The sequence below is a fragment of the Fodinicola feengrottensis genome, from assembly GCF_010993775.1.
In the GTDB taxonomy this organism is placed as follows: Bacteria; Actinomycetota; Actinomycetes; order Mycobacteriales; family HKI-0501; genus Fodinicola; species Fodinicola feengrottensis.
In genome coordinates, this window is record NZ_WOTO01000049.1 from 23579 (window position 1) to 49114 (window position 25536).

Genomic DNA, 25536 nt, shown 5'->3' on the forward strand with positions numbered 1-25536 from the left:
TCCCCATCACCGGCTATGGGGTCGAATGACCGCCTTAGCCGTTCTCTCGGTGCTGATGACCGGTTTACTGGTGTCGGCCACGGCCAGTCCAGCCGCCGCCACCACCTCCACCGGCATCGCCAGCCTGGCCAACGCGAACGTCGGCGGCATGGCCTGCGCGGCGAACAGCCTGGGCGGGCACAGCTTCTACACCAGTTGCACAGGAAACGGCGGCCAGCCCGAATACTGGTGCGCCGACTTCGCCAAATGGGTGTGGGCCAACTCCGGCGTCGCCGACCTGTCCGGCCTGAACCCGTTGGCGCGCAGCTTCTACACGTACGGTACGAGCCGTGGCATCGTCACCAGCACGCCGGCGGTCGGCGACGCGGTGGTGTTCTCCAACGTCAAAGGCGACACGTCGGCGGACAGCAACGGCATCCACCACGTCGCGATCGTGACCGCCGTCAGCGGCGGCACGATCGAGACCGTCAGCGGCGACTGGGGCGGACAGAGCGGCACCGAAGCGCATTTCGCCAGCACTTCTCACGTCATCCATCCACAACACGCCGGCGTACGGCTCGGCGGTCGGCACGTACAGCAGCGTCATGGACATGTGGATCGAGGGCTACATTCCGCCGCCCGGAGTTGTCACCGTCTCACCGGGCGAGGGCTCGCAGGCGATGGTGATCGCCAATGGCCAGCAGCATTTCTTTGCCGATGACGCGTCTGGTTCGGCTGGGCACTGGTTCTGGAATCCCGTCAACAACGCAATCACGCACGACATTTGGATGACCAGCATTGTTGGTGAACCCACTTCCGACGCGGCGGACAACGGTCAGCAGCATTTGTGGGCCCGCGGCTCCGACGGAAGTTTGCAGCACGCGTACTGGGATTCCGCCACGCCGTCCGTCATCAACCACAATGTCTGGGCACCAGCGGGATCTATTACCGGCGACCCGGCGAGCATCATCATCGGCGACCAACAACACACCTTCGCCACCGACTCCTCCGGAAGCCTGCAGCACTGGTTCTTCGACGAATCACAAAACACCATCACCCACGACACCTGGGCAACCAACGCGGGCTTGGTTGGCCGCCCAACGATTCTCGTCGACGACACCGGCATACAACACGTCTTCGCCCGCGGTACGGACGGCAGCCTGCAGCACTTCTGGTGGACACCCTCGGACAACACCATCCGCCACGAGTCATGGGCGCCCGCCGGATCCATCGCCAGCGATCCGACTTCGGTGTTTATCGGCCGCCAGCAACACATATTCGCCATCGACTCCGCTGGAAGTCTCCAGCACTGGTTCTTCGACGAAGGCCCCAGCATCATGACCCACGACACCTGGGCCACCAGCGCCGCCATCACCGGCCGGCCCTCCATCATGGTCGACGACACTGGCGCACAACACGTCCTCGCCCGCGGCACCGACGGCAGCCTCCAACACTTCTGGTGGACCCCCGCAGACGACACCATCCGGCACGACAGCTGGGCCGCCGCCGGCTCCATCACCACCGACCCCACGGCATCCTTCATCGGCCGCCAACAACACGCCTGGGCCACCGACAAAAACCACGCCGTCCAACACTGGTTCTGGAACGAAACCACCAACGCCATGACCCACGACACCTGGTCCACGTAAGAACCAGTGGGAAATACTCAAGAATCACCAAAGCGAGAGCCAACCTTGCTTGACTTTGGTACGTCTTACTTCTGCGAGTCCGACAGTGGGGTCGGAGCGGAAGGAGCACGGACATGGCACGTCGTACGGTGATCGGCCTGGCAGTGGCAGCCACGGTCGCACTCACTCTCACCGGCGCGGGCGTCGCGTACGCCACCGGCGTCATCCCGTTCGGACCGGCCATTTCCGCCGAAACCCAGCAAAACAGCATCACACCGGAGGCCCCCGACACTCCCGCTACTCCGGAACTGCCGCCCAGTCCGGCTCCCCGACCCAGCCCGAGCAGCGCTCCCAGCACCAAGAGCCTGTCCTGCGCCGAGACCGGGCCGGCACAAGCCGCAGTCGAGCGTTATCTGGACAGCCTCCGGCTACGGAGCCGTCAGCGTCGACGGCAAGCAGTCAGCGCGCGACTGCGCCGCGATCGCGAAGTTCCAGCAGCGGTTCCGGATCATGCCGGCGAAGGGCTACGCGGGCAAGGTCACCGGCACCATTGCGCGCCGGCTCGCGGCGGCCAACCTCGAAAAATGTGACACCCGCAGCTACAGGTTCACCGTCTGTGTCGACCTGACCTCGCAGACCATGTGGGTGCACAGCGCCGGAAAGGTGGTTTTCGGGCCGACTCCGATCCGCACCGGACGGGCCGGCCTCGCCACCCCACCCGGGCATTTCTCAGTCGCGGACAAGAAAAAGTCGACCATCTCGTCGTACTTCAAAGTCCGTCTGCCCTACTGGCAACGATTCCACGCAGACATGGGCTTCCACCAGACGACCACCTATCTGTACGAGGGTGACAGCCCGGGCTCGCACGGCTGCATCAACCTCCTGCGCGGCGACGCGAGCAAGCTCTACTCGATGACCGCAAGTGGGGGTCTCACGTCCACATTTTCGGGAAGAAACCCGCCTAACCCGAGTCATCGGGCGCTCGTCACACGCACCTGGCAGCGCTCGCCGGCGAGATCGGTGAGGATGGCGACGATGTCCATGGGCGTACGGGCGCCGATGTCGCCCGGCACGAGCAGACCGACACGAACGTCGTTCGCTTCTCGGTCCTCATCGGCCGTCCACACCGGGGACAGCGTCGCCCAAGAAGACGCCGGCCACACGCGCAGCGCGACAATTCCTTCGACGACAGCGACATCGACCGCCCTGATGTCCTCCCATCGCAGCGATTTCGGCTCTCCGCCAGCGAATCCGAGACGCCACGCTCGGACACCGGCCCGGTCCGCGACGAAGACCGGTCCGCGAACCAACAACCGACGCATGAGATAGGCAGCGATAGACACCGTGATCGCTGTCGTGATTCCCACCACCTGCAGCAAAGTGCCGATCGGTTCGCGCAGTGAGACCAGCACCGAGACGACCAAATCCCAGCAGGACCACGATCGGGCCGACGAACAGGAAAGGTCGCAGGGCCCGGCGATTCGGCCTGAGCTCCAGCACCGGTTCGTACGCCATCACCGCGGCCGGCCATTCACCGTCATGCCGCGATGATCTCGCACCACCGCCAGCGGCCACCAGATTTTCGGCCACCGCCGAAAACCACCCGCACACTCTCGCAGCGCGCTAAGTGACTCCCTGCACCCCTTGACTCGGACAACATATGTCCGAGTAAGATCTCGGACACAAGGAATCCGAGTTTGCCGGGCGAAGCCCGGACGAGAGGGCAGGTCATGAAAATCGCGGTCATCGGCACCGGTCTCATCGGCTCCCAGGTCGTACGCGACCTCACCGCGGCCGGCCATGAGGTGGCCGGGCACTCCCGTTCCACCGGCCTGGACCTCCTCAGCGGGGAGGGGCTCGACGACGCCGTACGCAACGCCGAGGTTGCCGTCAACCTGACCAACTCGCCAACCTTCGACGACGCCTCTCTCGACTTCTTCCGTACGTCGGTGACCAACCTGCTGGTCGCCGCGCAGTCCGCGGGCGTCGGGCACCTCGTGACGCTGTCGATCGTCGGCGTTGACCAGGTGCCCGACCTCGCCTACTACCGAGCCAAGGCGCTGCAGGAGGACCTGGTCAAGGCCGGGCCGATCCCGTACTCGATCGTGCGTGCCACCCAGTTCATGGAGTTCGTCGAGCCGACGATGAGCTGGACCACTGACGGCGACGTCGTACGCCTACCCACCACCCCGATCCAGCCCATCAGCTCGGCCGAGGTCGCCGCCGCTGTCGCCGAAGTCGCCGCTGGCGCCGCACTGCAGGGCACCCGCAACATCGGTGGCCCTGACGTCTTTACGCTGGACGAGCTGGGCCGCATCGCCATCCAGGCGGCCGGCGACAACCGCCGCGTCGTCATCGACGACGAGACCGCCGGCCTCTTCGCCGCGGTCAAGGGCGACGTACTCACCGCGCCCGAAGATCCCACCTGGCCACCACCCACTTCCGCGACTGGCTGCGCTCACACTGACCCGCCCGTACGCCTGACTGGCTCAGGAGTTAACAAGGCTCGGCGGTCGCACCTGCTCCGCGTTCAGCTCCCGCCAGCCTCGGAACACGAGCGGGCAAAGTGTCGCCGCGAGGTAGAGCGCGGCCCAGGCAAGGATCGCGCCGAACCATCCGACGCCGTCGACCAGGACACCCATCGCCAGCGCACCGACCGGAACGCACGCCAGCACACAGGCGTTCACCACAGCGAACACCCGGGCCCTCAGTTCCGGCAGTACTCGTACGTAGAGAACCGTGTCGATGATCGGGTTGAGCGTCCCAAACCCAACGCTCAGAACAAAGGTCGCGATGACCATGATCACCAGGCTCGGCCTCAAAAGACCGACAACGAGGCGTGGCGCTCCGGCGAGCAGAAAGCAGAGGGCGAAGGTCTGCCACCGCGGCAGCCACGGTCCCAGCCAGCTGAACAACAGCGGACCCGGTGACCGCACCAGCGCCGAAAGCCGCCGCCAACGAACCGAGCGCCACGCTGCCGCCCAGCACGCTCCTCGCATAGACCGGAAGGCCTACCGCACTCCAGCCGGCATCGAGTGAATTCGTAGCGGCAATCATCAAAACCAGGGCTAGCACGAACCGATCCCCAGTTATGTAACGGAATCCAGCTCGCTGTTCGTCAACATGGCCGCGCAGGCTCCAGGCGGCTGGCCGTTCCGCTCGTACCCGGACAACCACGCCAACCAGCACGACTGAAACCGCGAAGGTGGCCGCATCGACGAAAAGAACTCGCGCGGATCCGATCAGTACGAGCAGAACGCCGGCCACCGAAACACCCATCAGCCGAGCGGCGCGCACCACCCCGTCGATGACACCGGTGGCCCTTTCCAACGGCATACTGGTGCCACTGACCAGGTCCGGCAGCATCACGTCCTGAGCGGTCATTCCCGGTGCCCGGCTCAACCCCATGGCCAACGCGAGAAAAAAGCGAGCAGGGGGGCAACGACAGCCAACCGACGACAAACAGCAGCGGAATCGCCGCGACTGCCGTCAGTGCGCACACATCCGACAGCACGCTCGCCCGTGGGCCTCGGTACCCGTTAGTTGAACGCGCGCGCTCTACGTTTTTTGTTGGGGGCATTGAGAAAATGAGCATGTCCTGATAGACGAAACGCGGTCAAACTGTCAGTGGTGACGGTAGAATTAGTGTCATGGCCGCAGGTGAGGAATTCAACGCTCCAGAGCTCTGGATGTGTCGCCCCCGGCAACTGGCCGACCTGCTGCGCGAAGCTGAACAGGACGTCCGGCGCCGGCAAGCGCGGGTGCTGGATATTGTCGCGGCTATTCACGAGAACAAGGTCGGGAAGGCTCTCGGGCACGAAACCACCATCGGCATGCTCCAAGACAACCTGCTGCTATCGCCCACCGAAGCCGGTCGACGTCTCAAACGAGCCCTGAACCTGTGCAACAGCGAAACCCTCACCGGTGAAACACTCGCACCCAAGCTTGGCATTGTCAGTGAATCCATGCGCCGAGGCGAGCTCGCGGACTCCCAAATCGACACCATCATCGGCATCGTCAACAAACTCCCCGCCCGCGTCAACATCAAAGAACGCGAAGACGCTGAGACTTCCCTGGTGGAACACGCGAAAAGCTACCCCGCCCGCCGGCTCGTCGAACTCGGCCAACGTATCCACGACCACCTCGACCCCGACGGTCCAGCGCCCACCGAACGCGAAAACGAGAAACCCAGGCGCGAACTAAACCTGCACACCGGGAGAGACGGACGGCTGAACTTCAGCGGCTCCTTCGACGGCGAAACCGGCACCCTGTTCAGCGAGATCCTGAGCCCACTAGCCAAACCTCGTCCCGCCGAAGACGGCCGCCCCGACCAACGATCAGTTTCCCAACGCAATGGCGACGCACTCGCCGATGCGCTGAACCTCATCGCGGACTCCGGGAAACTCCCCATCCAAGGACAAGAACGCCCCCACCTCACCATCACCATGGACTGGGAACTACTCCGCGAACGCCTCGGAGTCGCATACGCGCACACCGGCACCGCCATCTCCCCCGAATCCGGCCGCCGCCTCGCCTGCGAAGCCGACATCATCCCCATGATCCTGGGCCGCAACAGCGTACCGCTCAATGTCGGACGCACCGAACGACTCATCCCCATACAACTCCGCAAAGCGCTGATAGCGCGAGACAAAGGCTGCGCCAAATGCGGCAGACCACCCCGCTGGTGCCGCGGCCACCACGTGGTCCACTGGGCCGACGGTGGCCATACATGCCTAGAAAACTGCGTACTTCTCTGCGACGCCTGCCATCGCCTCATCCATCACAGCGACTGGGAAGTACGCATCATCGACGGAATCGTCGAATTCATACCGCCAGCGTACAGAGACCCCGAACGAAGACCCATCCGCGGCATTAACCAACTCGCCGCATAGAAAATACACCCGGCCGCCAGGCCCCACCACGCCCGGCGGCCGACAAACTCTGCCCAGCCTCTACTGCCCAGGCAACGCAAGCGCACCGGAGGTCAGCTAAACGCGACGGCCCCAGTAGCTCGTCAGATGCCACGGCGACAACGACGACAATGACGGACAACGACGGACACCGGCGTACGCTGTGGCGCATGCGAAAGTACGTGATCATGGGAGTTCAGGGCTCCGGCAAGGGCACTCAGGGTGCGCTGTTGGCCCACGACTTCGACCTGACCATGATCAGCGTCGGTGACATCTTCCGCTGGCATGTGCAGAACCACACCAAGATCGGTGCGCAGGTTCGCCGGATCATGGCCGCCGGTGAGCTGGTCGGCGACGATCTCGTCGAGGCGGTGGTCCGGGACCGGCTCGGCCAGCACGACTGGAACTACGGGTTCGTCGTCGACGGTTTTCCACGCAACCGCCGGCAGGCCGAGAGTTTTTTCCTGGAAACCTATGACATCGATGGCGTCATCCAGCTGCGGTTGCCGGACGAGGAGGTGCATCGGCGGGTGCTGGCCCGACGGCTGTGCGCCGGCTGCGGCATGGACTACAACTTGATCGCGCACAGCCCAAAAAATCGCAGACCGCTGTGATGTCTGCGGGGGCCGGTTGGTCAGTCGTGAGGACGACACGCCGGAGGCGTTGGCCAGCAGGTTGCATGACTACCACACGAAAACCAACCCTGTCCTGGAACTTTTCGCGAACAAGGAGTTCGTCTTCACCGTCGACGCCCGGCCCGACAAGATCACCGTCCAACAGGAGATCCGCGCCCAGCTCGGACTGCCGGCGTACCAAGCCTAAACGCGAAATTCTCCCGGAACAGCGTTCGCACACAACCGCCCCTCGGACAGCCGCAGGGGTCCGACTAACGTCTGTTGTATGCGACCGCTGACACCCGCCCACGGTTCACTGGTCGGGAGGCAAGCAGAGACCCAGTCCATCCATCGATGAGCTGATCGGCGCCGCGCGTGCGAGCCAGGGCGGTGTGCTGGCCGTACGCGGTGAGGCTGGCATCGGCAAGAGCGCGCTGCTGGCGTACGCCCACAGCACGGCGTCTGGTTTCCAGGTGCTGCACGCGTCGGGGTCGGAGTTCGAGTCGGAGCTGCCCTTCGCCGCTCTGCACCAGCTCTGCCGGCCACTGTGCGCGCCTTCGCTCAGCTATCTCGGCGAGCTGCCAGCTCAGCATCGGGAAGCTCTGCAAGTCGCGTTCGGGCTGGTCAGCGGCCCGCCAGACCTTTATCGAGTGGGTCTGGCGACCTTGGAGCTGCTCACCTTCGCAGCCAGAGAACAGCCATTGTTGTGCGTTGTTGACGATGCGCAGTGGCTGGACGCAGCGTCGGCGAAGGCGTTGACTTTCGTGGCCCGGCGGGTCACCGCTGATCCGGTCGCGATGGCGGTGGCCGTACGGCTGCCCGCTCCGGCCAGCGAGCTGGACGAGCTGCCGGGTCTCGCGGTCGAGCGGTTGAGCGACGCCGACGCGCGGGCTTTGTTGGTGGCGCAGAGCCAAATGACGCTGGACGAGCAGGTACGCGACCGGATCGTGGCCGAGGCACGCGGGAACCCGTTGGCGCTGCTGCACCTGCCCAGGGCCGACGGGTTCGCGGTGCCGGACACCTCGTCGGTGCCGACCCGGATCGAGCGGACTTTCCAGGCCAGGCTGGCCAATCTGCCCACCGATGCGCGGCTGCTGCTGACCATCGCTAGCGCCGACCCGACCGGCGACCCGGGCCTGCTGTGGCCGGCCGCCCACCGGCTGGGCATCGATCTGCAGGCCACCAGCGCGGCGATCACCACCACCGAGCTGGTCGAGTTCTCCACTCGGATCCGGTTCTGCCATCCGCTGGCCCGGTCTGCCGTCTATCTGGCGGCCGACGCCGACCAGCGTCGTACGGCCCATCGCGTGCTCGCGGACGTCACCGATCCCGCTGTCGACCCAGACCGGCGGATCTGGCACCGCGCCCGGGCCTGCGCCGGACCGGACGAAGCGGTCGCCGCCGAGCTGGAACGTTCCGCTTCGCGCGCCCAGGCGCGCGGCGGTGTGGTGGCCGCGGCGGCCTTCATCGAACGCGCGGCCGAGCTGTCAGTGGACGCGACCAAGCGGGTCGAACGTACGCTCGCCGCGGCTCAGGCCAAGTTCGACGCGGGCGCCGCCGACGACCGCGGCAGACTTTCTCGCGTCCGTCGAGAACGCGGGCCTGGACGAGCGCCAGCTCGCGGAGGTGGATCTGCTCCGAGGCCGGATCGCGTTCGTACGACAGCATGACGGCGACGGTCCGACATTCATGATTCGGGCTGGGGAAAGGCTTTCGGCACTGGATCCGCAACGATCTCGGGACTGTTTCGTGGACGCCTTGGAAATAAGCATGGCCGTCGGCCGGCCCAGTGGCGTCATGGACCTGGTCCTGGCCGCGGCGCAGACTTGCGCGCCGGCACCGCACTCCCCGGACATCCTGGACGCACTTGCTTTGCTGACCACGCAAGGGCACCGGGTCGCGGTTCCCTTACTGCGCAAGGTTCTCCAGGGCACCGACACTCCACTGTGGACTCAGCGGCCGGCGCTCGCGGTGATGCTGGCCGCGGATTTGTGGGATCCGCAAGTACATTGGACGATCGTCGACTGGTTGATGAAGACCGGTCGCGAGTCGGGGTCACCGTTCGTACTGCGCCTGGCGCTCAGCCAGGTCGCGTCCCGTGCCGCTCTCACCGGCGATGTCGGGCAGGCCATCGCGGCGATCGCCGAGGAGGACGCGCTCGCGGACGTGACCGGCGGACCGCCGACGTACTATCACCGGCTGCACCTGGCCGCGATGCGCGCGCGCCGCCGCGAGGAGGCCTTCGAGCTGATGGAAGCCGCGACCAAGGCGGCTGCCACCCACGGCATCGGGCAGCTGATCGCGAATGTCCACTGGGCCGCGGCCGTGCTGAACAACAGCTGGTCCGACTACCCGGCCGCGCTGGCCGCCGGTCGGCAGGCCATTTCGTACGGCGACCTTTTCTCTCACTCACCGGAGTCTCGCTGCCCGAGGTGGTGGAGGCGGCCGTCCGATGCGGCGAGTACGAGGAAGCCGCCGCCGCGCTGGCATCGCTGACCGAGCGCACCCAAGCCAGCGGAACCGCCACTGGCCTGGGGATCGCGGCTTACGCGCGTGGGCTGGTCACCGGGGTTGAGGACCACTTCCGGCAAGCCGTCGAGCTGCTCGCCCAAAGCCCGATGCGGCCCGCCCGAGCGAGGGCCCACCTCCTGTACGGGGAATGGCTGCGCCGCGAAGGGCGCCGGAAAGACTGCCGCGTTCAGCTGCGTACGGCCCACGAAATGCTGTCCGAGGCGGGACTCGAAGCGTTCGCACGGCGGGCCGCCGACGAGCTGCGCGCCACCGGCGAAAAGGCCCGCGGCCGGTCCACGCACACGTACAACGAGCTCACCATGCAGGAAACGCACATCGCCCGGCTGGTCGCCACCGGCGCCACCTCCAACGAAGTCGCCGCCCGGCTGTTCATCAGCCTCGTACGTACGGTCGACACGCATTTGCGCAACATCTTCCGCAAGCTCGGCATCACCTCTCGCCGACAGCTCCGGGACCAGCCCGATCTCCATGCCGAGCAGGCATCGTGATCGGCGCGCTGCCGACAAGATAGTCACCGATGCCGGGAACTGAGTTTCAGCGTTGGCGCACCATTTTGCGCATCCACCACGCCTTGGTCCATCTCAGCAACGGCCACTCCGTCACCGACACCGCGATCCGTGTGTGGCTGGTCCAACCCACCAGCTTCATCGAGGCGTTCACCACCGTCGTCGGGGAACGCCAGGCCGCGCGCTGGCCGCGATCGAAACCTTGGATAAGGTGATTTCGTATACGCAGGCGATGCAGATGCGGTTCATGGACCGCTTCACCAACGCCCGACCCGCCGTAGGTGCACCTTTCTCCAAATACGCGGCCGGTGAAATCGCCGCATCACTGACCTGGAGCCTGTCGGCCGCTCAGAAGCGGTTGAATTGGCGTACCAACTGGTCCATGAGCTGCCGGGCACCATGGCTGGGATGTCTCACGGTGACCTTGACCTGCGTAAGGCGTTCACGTTCGCGGACCAGGTCGGCCACCTCTGCCCTGAGGACGCTCGGAAAGTCGAAGAGACGGTGCTGCCCGGCGCGGACTCCAAGACGCCTCGATCGATCCGAGACAGGGCCCGGCGGGAGGTCATCAAAATCGACCCAGCAGCCGCCGAAACCCGCCGCAAAAAGCTCGTCTCCGAGAGGCGAGGCGAGTAGAAAAACAACCCTGCGAAGACGGGATGGCTCTGCTGGGCGCGTTCCTGCCCGCCGAATCAGCCGAAGCGATCTACCGCATCATCGACACCATCGCCCGCAGCCTCAAAACCAAAGACGAAACCCGCACCATGGACGCACTCCGAGCCGACGCCCTCAGCCTCGGCGTCCCCAGCAATGTATGCACCAAAATCGAACTCCGCGTCGACGCCACCACCTTGATGAGCCTGGACGACGACAACCCCGCGGTCCTGAGTGGTTACGGGCCGATGACCGCGCAACGCGCCCGCGAACTCGCCGGCGACGACACCAGTGAGTGGTACCGAATCCTCACCGACCCCGTCAGCGGAGTGGTGATCGACCACGGCCGTACGCGCTACCGCCCGACCAAGGCGCTGCGGGACTTGGTGAACGCCCGCGACCAACGATGCTGCGGCCCCGCCTGCAACCGACCGGCGGCGACCTGCGAGTTCGACCACACCATCCCTTTCCGCGAATCGGAAGGGAAGACCGCGTACGACTGTGCCGGACCGGCCTGCAAATTCCACAACGACATCAAAGAACACGGCTGGACCGTCACCCAACCCACACCAGGACGATTCCTCTGGACCAGCCCCACCGGACGCACCTACGACGTCACACCCAACGACGAATACCCACCACCACCGTTCTAGTCCATGGTTCCCAACGTTCGGCCCGATAGGTGGTGAAGGAGAGGCAACCCGGCGTGTTATACCTGCCCGGGCCGCCGGTTGGCGTCCGGTCATCGTCCTGTGTCACTGGCTAATATCGCCTGCTCAGAGGCATTCCGCCGAGGATGGCGACAGTCAGCTGCGGCATCTGGGCCAACAAAACCGGTTGACTGTTCTCTACCTCCGGCCGTGGCAGCGCGGCCGTTTTCGGGGAAGGCGGAACGTGGAAGCCCTGCACGCCATAGAGCTGGCCGATGGGCCGGGCCTTCAGAACGCGCCGGACATCTGGGAGATCCTTCGGGATCTGGTCGGTGACAACCCGTGGCTCGTCCTGCTGATCTCGCTGCTGAGCTGGGCCGCGCTCATCTACGGCCTGTACAAGAAATCCGTCGAGGGCGTCGGGCGGACCAGCGACCTCCTGCGCGATCTGGCTGCCCGTAGTGACCGTCGTAGCCTCATCGTACGATTCGTAGCCGCCGCACTCCTGGCGCTTGTCTCGGCGAGCTGGCTCATTTTGGCGATTCCGTGGGGGAACGTCCTGCTGCACGTGGTTCTCAGTGTGGTGGGCTGGCACGACGACCTGAACTGGTTCACTCTCAGCCCAGGCTCAATCGCCTGCGTCGTCTACTCGATATTCGCCGGTGGGCGCTCGATCCACGCTTACGTCACCGAGAAGCCCGGCACGTGGGCCCTGATAGGCCTCGGCTCAGCGGTTCTCCCCGGAATCCCGATCATTCTGATTATCTGGGGCCCGGGGCCGTTGTGGCTCACCTTCTCAGGAATCAGCTTCATTCTCGGGTTCGTGGTGGCCCCAGCGACCATTATCGGCTGCGTACAACTATGCGGCATCCATCCAACAGCTCGCACCCCGACGCACGAACGCATGAGCCAGAAGTGGGCCCAATCGTCAGAATAATCCTGAAAGATCAGAGCCGGTCCCGATAGCGATAAGCCAACCAGTGGTCGGCCGCTCGTTGCGCCTGGCCTGGAGTGAATTGCGACAGACACCGGTCGTCGCTGTAGTCCATGAAGTTGTGGGACTGGCGCCGGAGTGGTGTTGTCACACGCCTTGAGGTCGGTCGGGCAGCCGCTGGTCGGCGCCGCCTCAGCCGGCGTGTCGTCCACATAGTCGCCTGGAGCCGCGCAACCGCCCTCGAAGGTGTGATAGAGCCCGAGCCAGTGCCCCGTCTCGTGGCTCGCTTGCTTGCCCTCGTCGAAGGGTTTGGCGCCACCACCGGGAACTGTGCTGTATTTGAGCATCACACCATCCAGCTCCGGCGCCGCCTGGTAGTCCCAAGGCCAGGTCGCGATGCCGATCAGATCGGCGGGCTTCTCGTAGCCCGGCTCGTTCAAATAGAGGTTGAGCTCGCTGGCGTCGCCCTTGCGCAGCGCGGATTTCATGGCCTTCTCGTCCGGCTGCATCGCCATGGCATAGTGCCAGGCCTTGTTGTCGGTGTAGTCGACGTCGTGGAGCCAGAAGCTGAACATCTTCGCCGGAGTGTTGCCATAGTCCCTGTTCAGCTCGGCGATCTGCCGAAGGATTTCGTTGACCGGAACCATGCCGGTGGCGCCGTCGTGTACGACGTGGACATTTACCGGAATTTTCGCCTGGCCGCTACTCAGCCGGGCGTGGACGTTGCCATCAGGCCCCTTGGTGAGCATGGTCCGCGGCAGCGTGTGCCGGTCGTACGCGGTGCGCAGGATCTCCTCCGCGGCATCCGACCCTTGGATGGAGCGGCTTCCCGAGAGGCTGTTCGGATCGTGCGGAGAGGTCGTGTGCGCCGCCGGCGTGTTAAGGCAATTAGCCTTCGCCGGCGGCGCATCGACTGCTCCGGGAACCAACGCGACCGAGCCGGCCAGTGCCAGGGCCAGCACCATCTTGTGCGCCTTCAACGATTCTCCCAGTTTTCAGCAGGTTACGGCCGTCAGCAGTGACCGTACAGCTGACACTCCACAATATCCAGCGACTCTTTCCACCGCCATTTCTCTAAGCGGAATATCGCTTCCGCGGCGGCCGCGATGGAGGCTCCGGATATTAATCCGGCGCCTCCACCTACTGGCACCAGGGAATCAGGTGTCGCTAGCCGAGAATGGACGAGATCTGGTCATTCGCGTTCGCGGGAACGTTCCGGTATGCCCCTCGGGGGAGTTGCTCAAGGCGCCAGCAGAGGCCGTCATGGCATCCGTAGTGGGCGTCGACGTAGCCGGTGAAGTTCCAGTTGGACGCCCAAGAGGTGAGACTGTCATTGAATGTGCCGGCCCGGCAGCCCAGTGTCACGGGGCACTGTATCTGCGTCAGATCGTTGATTCCCTGACCGTTTGGAATTCGGATCAGCTGGCCTCCACCGTTGGCATCAGCAAAAAAGCACCCGTAGGAATCCCAACAGAGGCTCTCGGCCAGTGCTTCGATTTTACTCTTGTTGTGCATGTAGGACGCGGCAACCTGGTACATCTGCACCTCTGCCGGCACCCCTGGCGCCGGGCTCTGATTGGCGACGACGGTACGCAAATGACCCTGCCGGTCGACGAGAGTGACATTTTGATGGGAGTTGGCAATCAGCGCCGCACCAGCGGGCGATTCCGCCACAGCGAGGAAAGATCCGATCGAGACGGCAGTAGCCACCAGTACAGCAAGAAGCTTTCGCATTTCCGTATTCCTTTCGGAATGGTTCAAGGACAGCAGGGTGGTCCGTGTTCAATGACATTCGTCAGCGGTCGAATACCCCAACAGCCAACGGTCACCCTGAGAAGTCTGGTTCGGGCAGCGACAGATGCCCAATACCTGTTTGGTCTCGGCGAGATACCCTGCGGGCATGTCGATTCAGTATGCGGCGGTGACGATCCGCGCGTGAATCACGTGTTACGCCACGCCCTGAAGGCTTCCATCCGAATGCCCTGACCTGAAGTGCCCACCCAGATGGCGGCGGCACCGCACTGCGCCTGCTGCCAGCCCGTGTTCTGGAGGTATGCCTGCGCGCAAAGGGTCGGGCCTCCCCACGTCAGGATATGAACGCCTTCCAGGCGTAGACCCTGGCCCGTTGTTCCTGCCTCCGCGCGCCGGCGAACAGAGAGGTCCTCGCATTTCCATTCCTGGTCGCCGATGTTCTGAACGTGACCCTGAAGGCAGATGTTTCCCCATCCAACGACCATCTGGATCTCTTCCAAACGAAGACCGCTGCCGGTGCTGCCAGCGTCGCCGCCATCACAGGCCGACGGCTGCCAACCGAGCTCCTGCACGTGGACTTCGTAAACGACTTGACCAACGCAATCAGGATTGGCCTTTGCATGAGCCGCAGCAGCCGACGGCTCAATCTTGTCAGTAGTGCGGACATGCGCCAATGAAGTGTCGGCCGACGCGCTTGTTGTCTGAACCAAGCCCGTCCCCAGTGTCAGAACAAGTGCCACCAAGGCGAGACTGACCTTGCGCCACGCAGGCGACCGGTTTGTGTTGAGCGCGATCATTTCTTCTTCTCCTTAGTTAGCGCACGTCAATCCTGATCGCAATGGCTTCCATTGCCCACGCCATTGCCAGCACGGCAACGCCGGCTCTGCGCCACGCCGACAGTTGCCTTACTCTGGGGATGGTGATGTCATTTGTCATCTGTCTCCTCTATGTCTGCTGATGTACCAAATCAGGACGCTAGAGAAGTACGGCCGGCCGCGTATCGCCGAAGCGAGCGATCTCGGACTCCCTCGCGCGAGCGAGGCCGTGCGAGGGAAGGTCGTTCGTACGAGGGAACCAACCGAAACCGGCCGCGCGCAGGCGGCGGCTACCGTGGCAGTTCTTAGCTGGTCACGATTTCGTCGCGTATCCAGCGCATGTCCACTTTCCCGGCCGGGCTTCGACGGATCTCCGGGACAATCAGCAGGCGGCGTGGTTTCTTGTACGCGGCGAGAAAGTCGCTGACGTGGGCGGCCAGTGCGGCGAGGTCGAGAGTCGCGTCAGGCTGAAGCTGGACGATCGCGACTACCACCTGGCCCCATTGCATGTCAGGCGCTCCCACGACCACTGCCTCGCGGACCGCCGGGTGCCTGGCGACGACCTGTTCGACTTCTTCCGCGTGTACTTTTTCACCACCGGTGTTGATAACGCCGCTGCCCCGACCAAGCAGATGCACGGTGCCATCGGCACGTACGGTGGCCAGGTCGCCGGGCATTGCCCAACGTTGCCCGTCGAACCTACGAAAGGTCAGTTCGGTACGATCCGGATCGCCTTCGTAGTGAACAAAATTGTCCGCCGGCGCGGCCATGATTCCGGTCTGACCGGAACCTGGCTCGACATCGCGGTTGTTCTCGTCGACCACCCTGGCGCCGGGTGCCAGCCGGAGTTCGGCAGGCTTTTCCCTGGTCATTTCGGAGAAGGCGAACGGGCCTCCTTCGGTGGCCGCCACCATCTCCCGGCAGAGAATGTCGCCGTGCGCGAGCAGCCGGGTTTTGATTTCCTTCGACCAGGCCAATCCGACACTTACGATGCGCTTCAGGCTGGAGATGTCGTACGGGTGGGCGTCAAGCTCATCCGCCAGCGGCCTGGCGAAAACGTCGCCGACGACAATGGACATCGTGTCCACCCGTTCACGTTCGATGGTCCTGGCAACCTCGGCCGGATCGTACGATTTGCCTGCCAAATAGACAATCCTGCCGCTCGCGACCAAGCCACCGAGGGTGGTGTACATGCCGGTCGCGTGCATTAGCGGCGGCGCCGGCAGGTAGACGAGCTGATCTCCGGAGACTTTCCTGGTGGCTGCTCGAAGATCTTCCAGAGTGTCCGGGACCGGCTGTCCTAGCAGGGTGAAACCGTTGACCGTACACACCTTGTAGACCCACGAATGTCTCGTGACGACGGCCTTCGGACTACCGGTCGTGCCGCCGGTGTACGTCACCCAAAGGTCGTCGCCGCTGCGACCGATGCGCGGCGCCGGATCACCGAGGGCTTCTTCGTACGTACCCACCGCGCCGACGACCAAGAAGGTCCGCAACCGCGGGAGGTCGTCGCGTACGGCGTCGAAGCGCTCTTTGAGAGATTCGTCCAGAACCACTGCCCGCGCGCCGGATCCAGCCAGGATCTCCCGCATTTCGGTTGACCGGTAACGATAGTTGACGTTGACCGGCACTCCTCGCAGTTTCAGGACCGCGAAAACGCTCTCGATGTACTCAGGACCGTTGTAGAGCGCGATGGCGACCCGGCTGCCCGGCCCGATGCCGTGGCCGGCCAGGTAGGCAGCCAGCCGGGCCGCGCGATTATCCAGCTCCGCCCAGGTCAACCGCCGGTCGCCCTGGGAGATGGCCAGCCGATCGGCACGCAGGTCCGCGATTGTCTCCAGAATGGTCGCCAGCGATTCGTTCATGGCACCACCCTCACAACGAGGCTGGTGGCTCGCGGGGAACGGCCGTCAAACCTGGTCTCAACTGCTTGTCCAGGAACTGTTCCAGCCCACGTTGCCGACCGTTTTCGGTGTCGTGCAACCTCATCTGGTCGAGCTTGGCATAAAGATAGTCGCGCGCCTGCTCCCAGGGCATGTCATGGGAGATCTAAAGCCTCCTTGGCGGCCCGCAGCGTCGCCGGGTTCTTGGCCCGCAGCCGGTCAGCCAGCGCGATCACCTCAGCGCGCAGATCCGCCGCCGGTACGGCCGAATTGACCAACCCCATCGCCGCGGCCTCCCGTCCGTCGAAGGTGCGGCCGGTCATGATGAGGTCCAAGGCCGTGCGATATCCGAGCACCGCCGCGAGATCCCGGGTGACCACACCGGCCGGGATTATTCCCCAGTTGACCTCGGAAAGCCCGAAGGTTGCCGACTCGGCGGCGATCGCCAGGTCACAGGAGACCAGCGGAGTGAACGCGCCACCGAAACACCAGCCGTTGACCATCGCGATCGTCGGCTTCGGGAACATCCGCAGCCGCTCGTACTGCCAGCCGTACGCTTCCCTGCGGACCTGGCGCTGCCGGGCCGGCGGTGCGGAGTCGATTTCGTGGAAATACTCCTTCAGGTCCATGCCGGCCGAGAACGCCGTTCCGGCGCCGGTGAGCACCATGATCTCGATGCTGTCGTCGGCCTCCACCTCGTCGAGTACGTCGAGCATCTCGGCGTTCAACGCGGGATTCATCGCGTTGCGCTTTTCCGGCCGATTCAACACAACCCAGCCGATCGAGCCCTCGCACTCAAGCAGGACGTTGGACATCGTCAGGACTGTCCGACGAGATCCGGCCGGGTGGTCAGGTCTGGCGTCGCCGACTCCAACCGGTCCAGCTCCGGATAGACCGGGCAACCGAAAAGTGGTTCGTACGGAGCGAAAGTCGCGTACTCAGGGAGACCACGCAGGTGGTTGCCCAACGCGTTCTTCGCACTCCAGAAGTCGCCGCCGAGCAGCCTCGCGACCCACACCGGATCCACCCGCACGCCGGTGCTCTTCAGGAATCGGCCGATCTTGAAATCGTGGTCGTAGAAAGCACAGATCAGCCGGAAGTACGTGTCATAGCCGGTCTTGTAAAACCGGCCGTACAGCTCCCCCGCGTCCTCTTCGCTGAGGTGACCACCCAGCAGTTGGTCGGTCATCTCCGCGGCCTTGAGGCCGCTGCTGACCGCGAGATACACGCCGGCCGAGAAAATCGGGTCGATGAAACATCCGGCGTCACCGACCACAAAGAAGCCCGGCCCGGTCACTGTGTCGCTGTAGTAGGAAAAGTCGCTCTCAGTACGCAGCTCGCCGCCGTCCAGTCCGGCGATCCGCTGACGAATCCGTGGAATTCTGGACACGTGGTCGGTGAACAGCTGCTCCGAGGACGCTGCGCTCTGGAGGGTTTCCGGCCGGGTGACCGTACCGACGCTGAGCTTGTTCGGCCGAATCGGGATCGCCCACACCCAACCGTCCCGGTGGCTGCCGATCTGAATGTCACCTTCGACCCCGGGGTTGGTTGTCTCCTGAACCCCGTCGAAATGGTGGAAGACCGCGACCATCTTCAGCCTTTCGGCCATTTTCCTGGACCGCAGGTGCTGGTTCGCGATCACGCCGGCCCGGCCACTCGCGTCCAGTACGTGCCGCGCGGTGACCGTGTGCCGTTCCCCGTCTTTTGTGTACGTGACACCAACAACTCGACCGTCGACCGTGTCGACGTGGTTGACTCGCGCCTCCAACACGACCTGCGCGCCGCGGTCGGTGGCGTGCCGCAACAGGATGTCGTCGAACTCGGAACGCTCCACCTGGAAGGTGGTCAGCGCCCGGCCCTCGCCCTGGTCGGTGAAGTCGACTCGGGTGGCCCGGCCCTGCTCGTCACAGAACTCCGCACCGGTCTTGATCGGGAAGTCGGTCGCCCGGATCCGGTCGCCCAGCTCCAGCCGGTCCAGCAACGCGGCCGTGTACGTCAGCATCGATTCGCCGATGTGGAACCGTGGGAAACGCTGCCGTTCCAGGACCAGCACCGAGTAGCCGCGGCCGGCGAGCATCGCGGCGCTGGTCGAACCGGCCGGTCCGCCGCCGATCACCACCACGTCGTACGAGTCGTTTGTCATCTGCGGGCTCCCTGGATTCTCAGAAGGAACTGACGTTCCGGAGCGCTCCGGAACGGATTTGGGCGACGATCGCGGTGATGTCGCCGTCCATCCGGCGGTCCTGATCGACGAACGAGACCCGGTCGCGGATATGTACGTGCACGGCCCGGGTGGCTGGGCTCTCAACAGCTCAGGACCGCGCAGGTCAGCCGCCTGGCACAGCGCCAGCAGCTGGATCGCGGTAACCTGCGCGACCAGCTCGCCGATATCGCGCGCGTCCCGGGCGGCGATCGTGCCCATGCTCACCTTGTCCTGGTTGTGCGCCTCGGTGGAACGCGAGAACGCGGTCGCCGGATTGGTGAGTTTCAGTGCCTCGGCGGCCAATGCCGACGCGGTGATCTGCATTCCCTTGAACCCGTGGTGCAGGCCCGCGGCCCAGTCGTGGTCGGCTACCCGCGGGATCAGGTTGGGCGTGAGGCCACGGTTGAACTTCTCGTCCACCACCAGCTCAAGCTGACGGTCCAGCAGGTCACCGACGCTGGCGACCGCGAGCTTCAAGGCGTCCATCGCCTGCCCGACGTGACCGCCGTAGAAGTTTCCGCCGCTGTGCACCAAATCCGCGTCGATGTCGAAAAGCGGGTTGTCGGTGGACGAGTTGATCTCAGCGGTCAGCCATGACTCCACCCAGCCCATCGTGTCCCGCAGAACGCCAATGACGTGCGGCGCGCACCTAACCGAGTAGCGGTCCTGGATGGGTACGTCCAGCTCGCGGAACCCGTTGACGGCAGCGGGCCCGGACCGGCGATCCGGATCGCCCAGCCGGGATCCGGCCAGCAGGGTCCGGACCGTGGCCGCGCTCGCGGCCAGCCCGGGATGCGGCTTCTGGCGCTCCAGGAACTCCGCGAAATGCGCGTGGTTTCCGAGCAATACCTGGGAAGCCAGCGCCGTACAGAGTTCGGCAGCGTACGCCAGCTCGGTGGCCTCCTGCAGGGCCAACACCGCGTACGCGGCCATGAACGACGTGCCGTTGATCAGCGCCAGGCCTCTTTGGCTTCCAACGTGATGGGCCGCAGGCCGGCTGCGGCCAGCGCGGCACCGGCGGTGATCCGCTTGCCGCCGTACAGCACGTCGCCCTCGCCTATCAGCATGGCGGCGAGGTAACACAGCGGAACCAGGTCACCACTCGCGCCGACCGATCCGCGTTCGGGGATCAGCGGGGTGATGTCGTGCTCCAGGCAGTCGACCAGCAGCTGCACCAGCTCCGGTCTTACGCCGGAATAGCCGCGGGCCAGACAGTTGGCTCGGATGGCCATGTGGCGCGGGCGACCTGTACGGTGGCCACCGGCCCGCTGCCAGTGAGGTGGTAAAGGATCAGATTTCGTTGCAGTTGCGCGGTTTTGGCCGCCGAGATCTGTCGGATGTTGCTGTCCCCGAACCCGGTCGTCACGCCGTAGACCGGCTGTCCCGACTCGACGACACGTTGCCGCACCGCGCGCGACGCCGCCATCCTTCGGACCGACCGCCTCGTCGCGTCGATGCGCGGCGGTCGCCGTACCCCGCGCGATCGCGATCACGTCATCGCAGGTCAGCTGATGCCCGTCCAACGGCGGACGGGTATCAGAAGTGGAATTGAATGCATTCGTGGCCAGCACGGATCGGGACGATACCGCACCGTCAACCTTCAGAACATGGTGAATATCATCACGGCACGAAAATTCACGGCAAGCCGGAAAAGGGTTGCCAACAACTCAGAAACTATATACATTTGTCATATATTTTAGCGCTACAGTCAGTTCCGGTCGACGCGACCGTGGTTGCTGGCGAGGACCTGGACGTACGGATGCCCACGGTCGTCGACGCCGGCGTAGCGCGACGTCGAATGGCCGTCGGACTCGCTCGTCACGCCGTTCGTACGGGACAGGATGCCGTAAGACCGCACGTTTTCGGTAGATGCACCGGCGACGGAGTCGACCAGCGTCTGCGTCATGTCGACCGTGCCGGTCAGCGAGAAGTTCTGGTCGTCCACGTACGCGGCGGCCGAGTAGTCGATCGTGATCGGATAGTCGTACGCGTGCCGCGTACTCGCCACGATCCGTCCACCGGCCGTTGACGTGGCGGTCTGCGTACCCGCGTCCGACTGGACGATCCTCTGCGCCAGGCCATTCGCCGTGACCGTGTCGTCGTTGCGATAGGCCATCGTGCGCACCACGCGCGTGGAGACCCGGCCCGCAGACGTGTCCACATAGCCGGCCGTGACGTCCGTACGCGACGTGCTGTCGACGACGCGCGTACCGCCGCTGATCGCGGACTCCGTCACGTGCTCCACGGCGGTCGGCGCGACGCTGGCGGTCGTGAGCGCTCCGGACGTACGCGCCCAATGGTGATCTGTGTAGAGCAGCAGCGTGGCCACAACGCTCCACGAGTCGCCGTTGTTCTGCACGCTGAACGCAAGATCGTGCGTACGCCCGTCGACCAGCCGGCCCACGAACGGCGTCATGTCTACCCGCTCGGACTGCAGGCTGAACGTGTGGATCGCCGGTATCGGCGCCACAACGTCGGCACGATCCCACCCGTATAGATGTGCGGGAAGGTGTGCACCGCGGCCATTGACGTGCCGTCGAGAGAGGCGTCAGCCTCGCGGTAGGGGCCGTGCGTACACATGCCGGCGTTCGGGTATTTCGCCGCCACGTCGGCTGGTACGTCGCTGAACCACTGCTCGTCGCAGCCGCCACCTTCGAGCGTGACCTCCAGATAGGCACGCGTGATGTTCCGCGGCAGGTTTTGAAGACTCAGGTGCGTGACATTCGCGGCCGGCGACAGATGCTGGGCCGGGAAGCCGACGACCGCATCCGGGACGTCCGGCGCCGCGCCACGGTAGTACGTGAACGTCACGGTCTGGTCGTAGTTGCCGGTATAAACGCTGCTCAGGTAGTTGCCGATGCCACCAGTGAACGACTGCGGCTCGCCCAGCAGCGCGCTGTATTCGGTCACGTCCTTGGACACCGTGTACGTGATAGGTGTCGGCCCGCCGGGCTCCTCGGTGGTCCCCCAGTAGACCTCGGTGTCGCCGATCCGCAGGTCGCCAATCCGGTCGTACTGACGCCCGCTGACGCTCACCGTGTAGTCCATAACGACCTTCGCCCACGGGCCCGGGCAAGCCGCCGGCGGCGTGAGCGTGCCGGAGAAAGTCTGCGGTGTGCCGTCAGGCGCGTTCGACAGGAAGTGGTTCGCGAGCGTGACCGCGCAATGCGGCCCGGCCGGTCGCGAAACCGGCGGCTCGGCGGTCACCGGATTGTCGGCGCCAGGCTCGACGTAAGCGCCGGCTGGCACCGACAATCCGAGCATCGCCGTGAGTACGGCCAAAACCAGCAGGACACGTCGTACAGTCATCCCGGGGCTCCTCCCGACCAGACTTGCCAGCCGGCAATCTACGCGCCAGTTAACGATCGCGGGCCGAAACCGCCAGGATGCCGGACAAGTCGACAGCCGCCTGACAGTGAAATGCCAGCGGCCGGTGTCACTATCGGACCTCGTGAAAACACTACTAACCGCCGCCCTCGCCACTGGTGTACTGGCCTTCGCCGCACCGGCCTCGGCGGCTCCGGCCTCTCCCGCCGCCTACTGCAACACCTCCACGACCGTGTGCGGATGCACGGACAACGTGAAGATCCGCAGCGGCCCGGGCACCGGCTACGGGGCAGTCGGACTCTGCGCGCGCGACCTGCTGATCATCCACGAGACCGGCTTCGGCGACTCGCCTCCCGGCTGCAACGACCTCGTCTGGGACCGCTCCACCGACCGGCGTACGGGCGTGACCGGTTGGATCTCGGGGTGCTATATCGCCGAATTCGCCTGACCGCCGAGGACTTGGAGCAGCCGATCACGACGGACGCGTCCGTCGTGATCGGCCCGGCTTAGATGGCTCCGGCTATCCGGTTCTCCCACGCCCAGGCGGCGACCTCGACCCGGTTGCGCAGGCCCAGCTTGGCCTGAAATGCCGGACAGGTGGCTTTTGACGGTGCTCAGTGAGATGAACAGCTCCGCGACGATTTCCTGATTGGTACGGCCACGGGCGATCGCCCGGACCACGTCCAGTTCGCGCCCGGACAGCGGTATGTCGCCGGCCGGTGCGACGGCGGCGGCGAGCTGGCGTACGACCGGACCGTGCCGTTCGAACTGGTCGATCAGCTCGCCCAGTTGCTCCGATCTGGGCCTGCCGGTTTCGGTGGTCTCGCGTAGCAGGCCGACGACCCGGCGGATCGCGGCCAGCGCCTCCGCGCCGGCCATCTCGATGCTGGCCACCGACTCGTCCAATTCCTGGGGAGCCTTGCGCTGAATGATCCGGGCGGCGTGCGCCTGCAGCACCATGCCGCTGAGGTGGTGGGCGGCCACGTCGTGCAGTTCCCTGGGCAGCTCCAGCCGCGAAGGTGACGCTGCAAACGCGAGCCGGCTATACGGCTCAGGTGATATGGTTAGCCGTATGAAGACTACTGTGAACCTGCCTGACGAGCTGGTTCGAGAGGCACAGGAGATCGCCCGTCGCGAGCGAACAACAACACTAAAAGAGCTGGTCGAAGCTGGGCTACGCACCGTCATCAGACAGCGCACCGGCGAGCCGCCATTCACCTTGCCCGACGCCAGCGTTGATGGTCACGGACTGCAGCCGGAATTCCGCGACGCGCATTGGGAACAGGTCCGCGACGAGATCTACTCGCAGCCCGCATGATCGCCGTCGACACGAACATCCTCGTCTACGCGCACCGCCGCGACTCCGAGTTCCACGCCGCAGCGGCCGCCCAGATCAAAGGTCTCGCCGAAGGACGCTCCAGCTGGGCCATCCCCTGGCCGTGCCTGCACGAGTTCTACGCCATCGCCACCCATCGCAAGATCTACGACCCGCCCAGCACCCGCGACCAAGCCATCACCCAACTCGACGGATGGCTGGCAGCTCCCACCCTCACCTTGCTGGGCGAGCCGGCAGGTTACTGGAAACAGCTGAAAATTCTGCTTAACAACGGAAAAGTTATCGGCCCCATGGTTCACGACGCGCGAATTGCCGCTCTTTGCGCCGCACATGGCGTCCAAGAACTCTGGTCGGCCGATCGGGACTTCGGACGCTTCAGCACCGCGATCAAGGTACGAAACCCACTCGTCGACTAAAAGTATCGCCGAGCGATCCGGACCGGCCCCCTGACATCGACAATGAGGAAACTGAAGCCGGCAAGGGCCGCCAGCGCCCTCAGCCCAGCATGGTCATACTGTCGGCGGATTCGGCGAGGCTTGGCGACCAGACCACCCGCCGGTCGACGCGAACATCGCCATCCCAGAACGAGTCGGCGCCGGCGACAATGCCACCGCCAGCTCCGGCGCGTACGCCAAGTGCGTCCCTTTCCCGACAAAATTGTCCCGATGCGAGCATGTCGGATGTTCTGTTCGTCGGGGTTGAGTTCGTGGTCGCGTGTGGTTACCATCACAACCCCGGTGTCGATGCGTATCGATGATTGGCAATGACTCAGGTGTTCACCAGCAGGGACGTGGCTCGTATCGCAGGTGTTTTCGCAAAGCACCGTGTCGTACGTGATGACTGGCAAGCGGCCGATCTCGGAAGAGACCCGTAAACGGGTGCAGACCGCGATCGAGCAGCTGACCTACCAGCCCAACGCCGGTGCGCGGGCGCTGGCGAGCCGGCGAACTCGAGTGATCGGGCTGGTGGTGCCGTTCGGTGAGGTGTCCGATCCGATGGGGTTGCTGCCGTTTCTGGAGACGATCACCGAGTGTGCCCGCGCGGTCGATTACGACGTACTGCTGGTGACCGCGAACGAAGGCGCCTCGGCTCTGACCAGACTCGGTGGCCGCTCCCTGTGCGACGCAATCGTGCTGATGGATATCGAGGCGCGCGACCCGCGGATCCCGGTGATCGCGGCGCTGCGGGTGCCGGTGATCTTGATCGGCGTGCCGGACGACGCGGACGGCTTGTCCTGCGTGGACCTCGACTTCACCGAAGCCGGCCGGCTCGCGGTCGGCGAACTGGTGGCCGCCGGGCACCACCGATCGCGGTCATCGGCTATCCGCCGGATGTGGTGTCCCGCGAACTCAATTACGTGGCCCGCTTCCAACGCGGTGTGGACGCGGCGGTGACCGCCGCGGGAGTCGAGTCGCACCTGGTGCAGCCGCTCGAGCGGACCCGGTCCGGTGCTCGCGCCGCGGTGGCCGCGGCATTGGAGGCTGCCGGCGAGGACTGCGGCCTCGTAGTGCCGAACACGGTGGCCGTACCGCACGTGCTGCGTGCGCTGGCCGCCGCCGGCCGGCGGCCGGGTCGGGACGTCTCGGTGGTCGGGGTCTGTACGGACGCCGCCGCGGAGTCGATGGAGCCGGCCGTCACGAACGTCTCTTTGGAGCCACGGGACGTGTCCCGGCGGGCCATGCGCACCCTCTTCGCGTTGCTCGACCCAGATGTCGGTGGCCCACCGCCAAGTGGCGTCGAACTGGTCGTCCCGCGGCTGACCCGGCGCGAGACCACGGGGGGCGGTGCCACCCCTTGACCTCAGCTAGTGCGC

Annotated in this window: 30 protein-coding genes and 4 pseudogenes; 20 read left to right on the top strand and 14 right to left on the bottom strand. The window is 64.9% G+C overall.

Annotated elements, in window-relative coordinates; all coding sequences use genetic code 11:
- The first annotated feature begins 55 nt into the window (after positions 1–55).
- The 4 genes and pseudogenes from GNX96_RS35115 to GNX96_RS65625 all read left to right on the top strand — a co-directional run.
- Positions 56–700: a CHAP domain-containing protein gene (locus GNX96_RS35115; protein WP_279582272.1), complete on the top strand. Its 645-nt coding sequence runs from the start codon at positions 56–58 to the stop codon at positions 698–700.
- A complete protein-coding gene (locus tag GNX96_RS35120) occupies positions 591–1628 on the top strand; it encodes a DUF346 domain-containing protein (protein WP_163572185.1) in 1038 nt (345 codons plus the stop codon). Before GNX96_RS35115 ends, GNX96_RS35120 begins: the two co-directional genes overlap by 110 nt.
- A 113-nt stretch (positions 1629–1741) precedes the next feature.
- Complete coding sequence (locus GNX96_RS35125; RefSeq protein ID WP_163572186.1) at positions 1742–2197, top strand: hypothetical protein; 456 nt, start codon at positions 1742–1744, stop codon at positions 2195–2197.
- 49 nt (positions 2198–2246) lie between these two features.
- Positions 2247–2474, top strand: a pseudogene (locus tag GNX96_RS65625) (L,D-transpeptidase); the annotation flags it as partial.
- 104 nt (positions 2475–2578) lie between these two features.
- Here the strand turns inward: GNX96_RS65625 and GNX96_RS57500 are convergent.
- Positions 2579–3019 (bottom strand): hypothetical protein, encoded by a 441-nt coding sequence (locus GNX96_RS57500; RefSeq protein ID WP_279582274.1) that lies wholly within the window; start codon positions 3017–3019, stop codon positions 2579–2581.
- On the opposite strand from GNX96_RS57500, the gene GNX96_RS65630 reads away from it, so the two are divergent.
- Positions 2952–3158: a hypothetical protein gene (locus GNX96_RS65630; protein WP_163572188.1), complete on the top strand. Its 207-nt coding sequence runs from the start codon at positions 2952–2954 to the stop codon at positions 3156–3158. The two genes, GNX96_RS57500 and GNX96_RS65630, sit on opposite strands and share 68 nt — an antisense overlap.
- A 179-nt stretch (positions 3159–3337) precedes the next feature.
- Positions 3338–3790: pseudogene (locus GNX96_RS65635) on the top strand (SDR family oxidoreductase); the annotation flags it as partial.
- A gap of 306 nt (positions 3791–4096) precedes the next feature.
- Here GNX96_RS65635 and GNX96_RS65640 read toward each other — a convergent pair.
- Positions 4097–4606 carry an MFS transporter gene (locus GNX96_RS65640; protein ID WP_390624225.1) on the bottom strand — a complete coding sequence of 170 codons (510 nt, stop codon included), beginning with the start codon at positions 4604–4606 and terminating at the stop codon, positions 4097–4099.
- A 206-nt stretch (positions 4607–4812) separates the two neighbouring features.
- Between GNX96_RS65640 and GNX96_RS57510 the strand changes: the two genes are divergently transcribed.
- The 9 genes from GNX96_RS57510 to GNX96_RS35170 all read left to right on the top strand — a co-directional run bounded on the left by GNX96_RS57510 (position 4813) and on the right by GNX96_RS35170 (position 11476).
- Entirely contained in the window at positions 4813–4983 is a 171-nt protein-coding gene (locus GNX96_RS57510) for a hypothetical protein (RefSeq protein ID WP_279582276.1), read from the top strand.
- Positions 4984–5257: 274 nt separating this feature from the next.
- A complete protein-coding gene (locus tag GNX96_RS35150; protein WP_163572190.1) occupies positions 5258–6499 on the top strand; it encodes an HNH endonuclease in 1242 nt (413 codons plus the stop codon).
- A gap of 149 nt (positions 6500–6648) precedes the next feature.
- The gene (locus tag GNX96_RS35155; protein WP_279582277.1) at positions 6649–7131 is read left to right on the top strand and encodes an adenylate kinase family protein; all 483 of its coding nucleotides are present in this window, start codon (positions 6649–6651) and stop codon (positions 7129–7131) included.
- 16 nt (positions 7132–7147) lie between these two features.
- Positions 7148–7339, top strand: coding sequence for an adenylate kinase family protein (locus GNX96_RS57515; RefSeq protein ID WP_279582278.1), 192 nt, complete (start codon positions 7148–7150; stop codon positions 7337–7339).
- Between the two features lie 154 nt (positions 7340–7493).
- Entirely contained in the window at positions 7494–8801 is a 1308-nt protein-coding gene (locus GNX96_RS57520; RefSeq protein WP_279582302.1) for an AAA family ATPase, read from the top strand.
- The gene (locus GNX96_RS57525; protein WP_279582279.1) at positions 8758–9627 is read left to right on the top strand and encodes a hypothetical protein; all 870 of its coding nucleotides are present in this window, start codon (positions 8758–8760) and stop codon (positions 9625–9627) included. The genes GNX96_RS57520 and GNX96_RS57525 overlap by 44 nt, the downstream gene beginning before the upstream one ends.
- Positions 9567–10151, top strand: a complete 585-nt coding sequence (locus GNX96_RS57530; RefSeq protein WP_279582280.1) for a helix-turn-helix domain-containing protein — start codon at positions 9567–9569, stop codon at positions 10149–10151. Before GNX96_RS57525 ends, GNX96_RS57530 begins: the two co-directional genes overlap by 61 nt.
- A gap of 381 nt (positions 10152–10532) precedes the next feature.
- Positions 10533–10805, top strand: a complete 273-nt coding sequence (locus tag GNX96_RS35165) for a hypothetical protein (RefSeq protein WP_163572191.1) — start codon at positions 10533–10535, stop codon at positions 10803–10805.
- Between the two features lie 23 nt (positions 10806–10828).
- Positions 10829–11476: a DUF222 domain-containing protein gene (locus GNX96_RS35170; protein ID WP_279582281.1), complete on the top strand. Its 648-nt coding sequence runs from the start codon at positions 10829–10831 to the stop codon at positions 11474–11476.
- Positions 11477–11585: 109 nt separating this feature from the next.
- Here the strand turns inward: GNX96_RS35170 and GNX96_RS35175 are convergent, their stop codons facing one another.
- From GNX96_RS35175 to GNX96_RS65655, 10 genes and pseudogenes are all read right to left on the bottom strand, one after another.
- Complete coding sequence (locus GNX96_RS35175) at positions 11586–12041, bottom strand: hypothetical protein (protein WP_163572192.1); 456 nt, start codon at positions 12039–12041, stop codon at positions 11586–11588.
- 113 nt (positions 12042–12154) lie between these two features.
- Entirely contained in the window at positions 12155–13387 is a 1233-nt protein-coding gene (locus GNX96_RS35180) for a zinc metalloprotease (protein ID WP_279582282.1), read from the bottom strand.
- A 187-nt stretch (positions 13388–13574) separates the two neighbouring features.
- Positions 13575–14141, bottom strand: a complete 567-nt coding sequence (locus GNX96_RS35185; protein ID WP_163572194.1) for a hypothetical protein — start codon at positions 14139–14141, stop codon at positions 13575–13577.
- Between the two features lie 206 nt (positions 14142–14347).
- Positions 14348–14956, bottom strand: a complete 609-nt coding sequence (locus GNX96_RS35190) for a hypothetical protein (protein WP_163572195.1) — start codon at positions 14954–14956, stop codon at positions 14348–14350.
- A gap of 323 nt (positions 14957–15279) precedes the next feature.
- Positions 15280–16839 carry an AMP-binding protein gene (locus GNX96_RS35195; RefSeq protein ID WP_163572196.1) on the bottom strand — a complete coding sequence of 520 codons (1560 nt, stop codon included), beginning with the start codon at positions 16837–16839 and terminating at the stop codon, positions 15280–15282.
- A gap of 10 nt (positions 16840–16849) precedes the next feature.
- Positions 16850–17011, bottom strand: coding sequence for a hypothetical protein (locus tag GNX96_RS57535; RefSeq protein ID WP_279582283.1), 162 nt, complete (start codon positions 17009–17011; stop codon positions 16850–16852).
- A gap of 1 nt (position 17012) precedes the next feature.
- Complete coding sequence (locus tag GNX96_RS35200) at positions 17013–17672, bottom strand: p-hydroxycinnamoyl CoA hydratase/lyase (protein WP_279582284.1); 660 nt, start codon at positions 17670–17672, stop codon at positions 17013–17015.
- Between the two features lie 2 nt (positions 17673–17674).
- On the bottom strand, positions 17675–19000 hold the full coding sequence (locus GNX96_RS65645) for an FAD-dependent oxidoreductase (RefSeq protein WP_163572197.1): 1326 nt from the start codon (positions 18998–19000) through the stop codon (positions 17675–17677).
- Between the two features lie 231 nt (positions 19001–19231).
- A pseudogene (locus GNX96_RS65650) lies at positions 19232–20486 on the bottom strand (HAL/PAL/TAL family ammonia-lyase); the annotation flags it as partial.
- 282 nt (positions 20487–20768) lie between these two features.
- Positions 20769–22369, bottom strand: a pseudogene (locus GNX96_RS65655) (peptide-N4-asparagine amidase).
- Positions 22370–22475: 106 nt separating this feature from the next.
- On the opposite strand from GNX96_RS65655, the gene GNX96_RS35220 reads away from it, so the two are divergent.
- The gene (locus tag GNX96_RS35220) at positions 22476–22835 is read left to right on the top strand and encodes a hypothetical protein (protein WP_279582288.1); all 360 of its coding nucleotides are present in this window, start codon (positions 22476–22478) and stop codon (positions 22833–22835) included.
- On the opposite strand, the gene GNX96_RS57560 is transcribed toward GNX96_RS35220, so the two are convergent.
- Complete coding sequence (locus GNX96_RS57560) at positions 22814–23575, bottom strand: helix-turn-helix transcriptional regulator (RefSeq protein WP_279582289.1); 762 nt, start codon at positions 23573–23575, stop codon at positions 22814–22816. The genes GNX96_RS35220 and GNX96_RS57560 overlap by 22 nt on opposite strands.
- On the opposite strand from GNX96_RS57560, the gene GNX96_RS35235 reads away from it, so the two are divergent.
- Positions 23472–23705 (top strand): hypothetical protein, encoded by a 234-nt coding sequence (locus GNX96_RS35235; RefSeq protein WP_279582290.1) that lies wholly within the window; start codon positions 23472–23474, stop codon positions 23703–23705. The two genes, GNX96_RS57560 and GNX96_RS35235, sit on opposite strands and share 104 nt — an antisense overlap.
- On the top strand, positions 23702–24139 hold the full coding sequence (locus GNX96_RS35240; protein WP_163572200.1) for a TA system VapC family ribonuclease toxin: 438 nt from the start codon (positions 23702–23704) through the stop codon (positions 24137–24139). Before GNX96_RS35235 ends, GNX96_RS35240 begins: the two co-directional genes overlap by 4 nt.
- Before the next feature lie 79 nt (positions 24140–24218).
- On the opposite strand, the gene GNX96_RS35245 is transcribed toward GNX96_RS35240, so the two are convergent.
- A complete protein-coding gene (locus tag GNX96_RS35245) occupies positions 24219–24398 on the bottom strand; it encodes a hypothetical protein (RefSeq protein ID WP_163572201.1) in 180 nt (59 codons plus the stop codon).
- A 131-nt stretch (positions 24399–24529) separates the two neighbouring features.
- Between GNX96_RS35245 and GNX96_RS35250 the strand changes: the two genes are divergently transcribed.
- Complete coding sequence (locus tag GNX96_RS35250) at positions 24530–25117, top strand: LacI family DNA-binding transcriptional regulator (protein ID WP_163572202.1); 588 nt, start codon at positions 24530–24532, stop codon at positions 25115–25117.
- Positions 25081–25521 carry a substrate-binding domain-containing protein gene (locus GNX96_RS35255; RefSeq protein WP_279582303.1) on the top strand — a complete coding sequence of 147 codons (441 nt, stop codon included), beginning with the start codon at positions 25081–25083 and terminating at the stop codon, positions 25519–25521. The genes GNX96_RS35250 and GNX96_RS35255 overlap by 37 nt, the downstream gene beginning before the upstream one ends.
- Positions 25522–25536 lie beyond the last annotated feature (15 nt).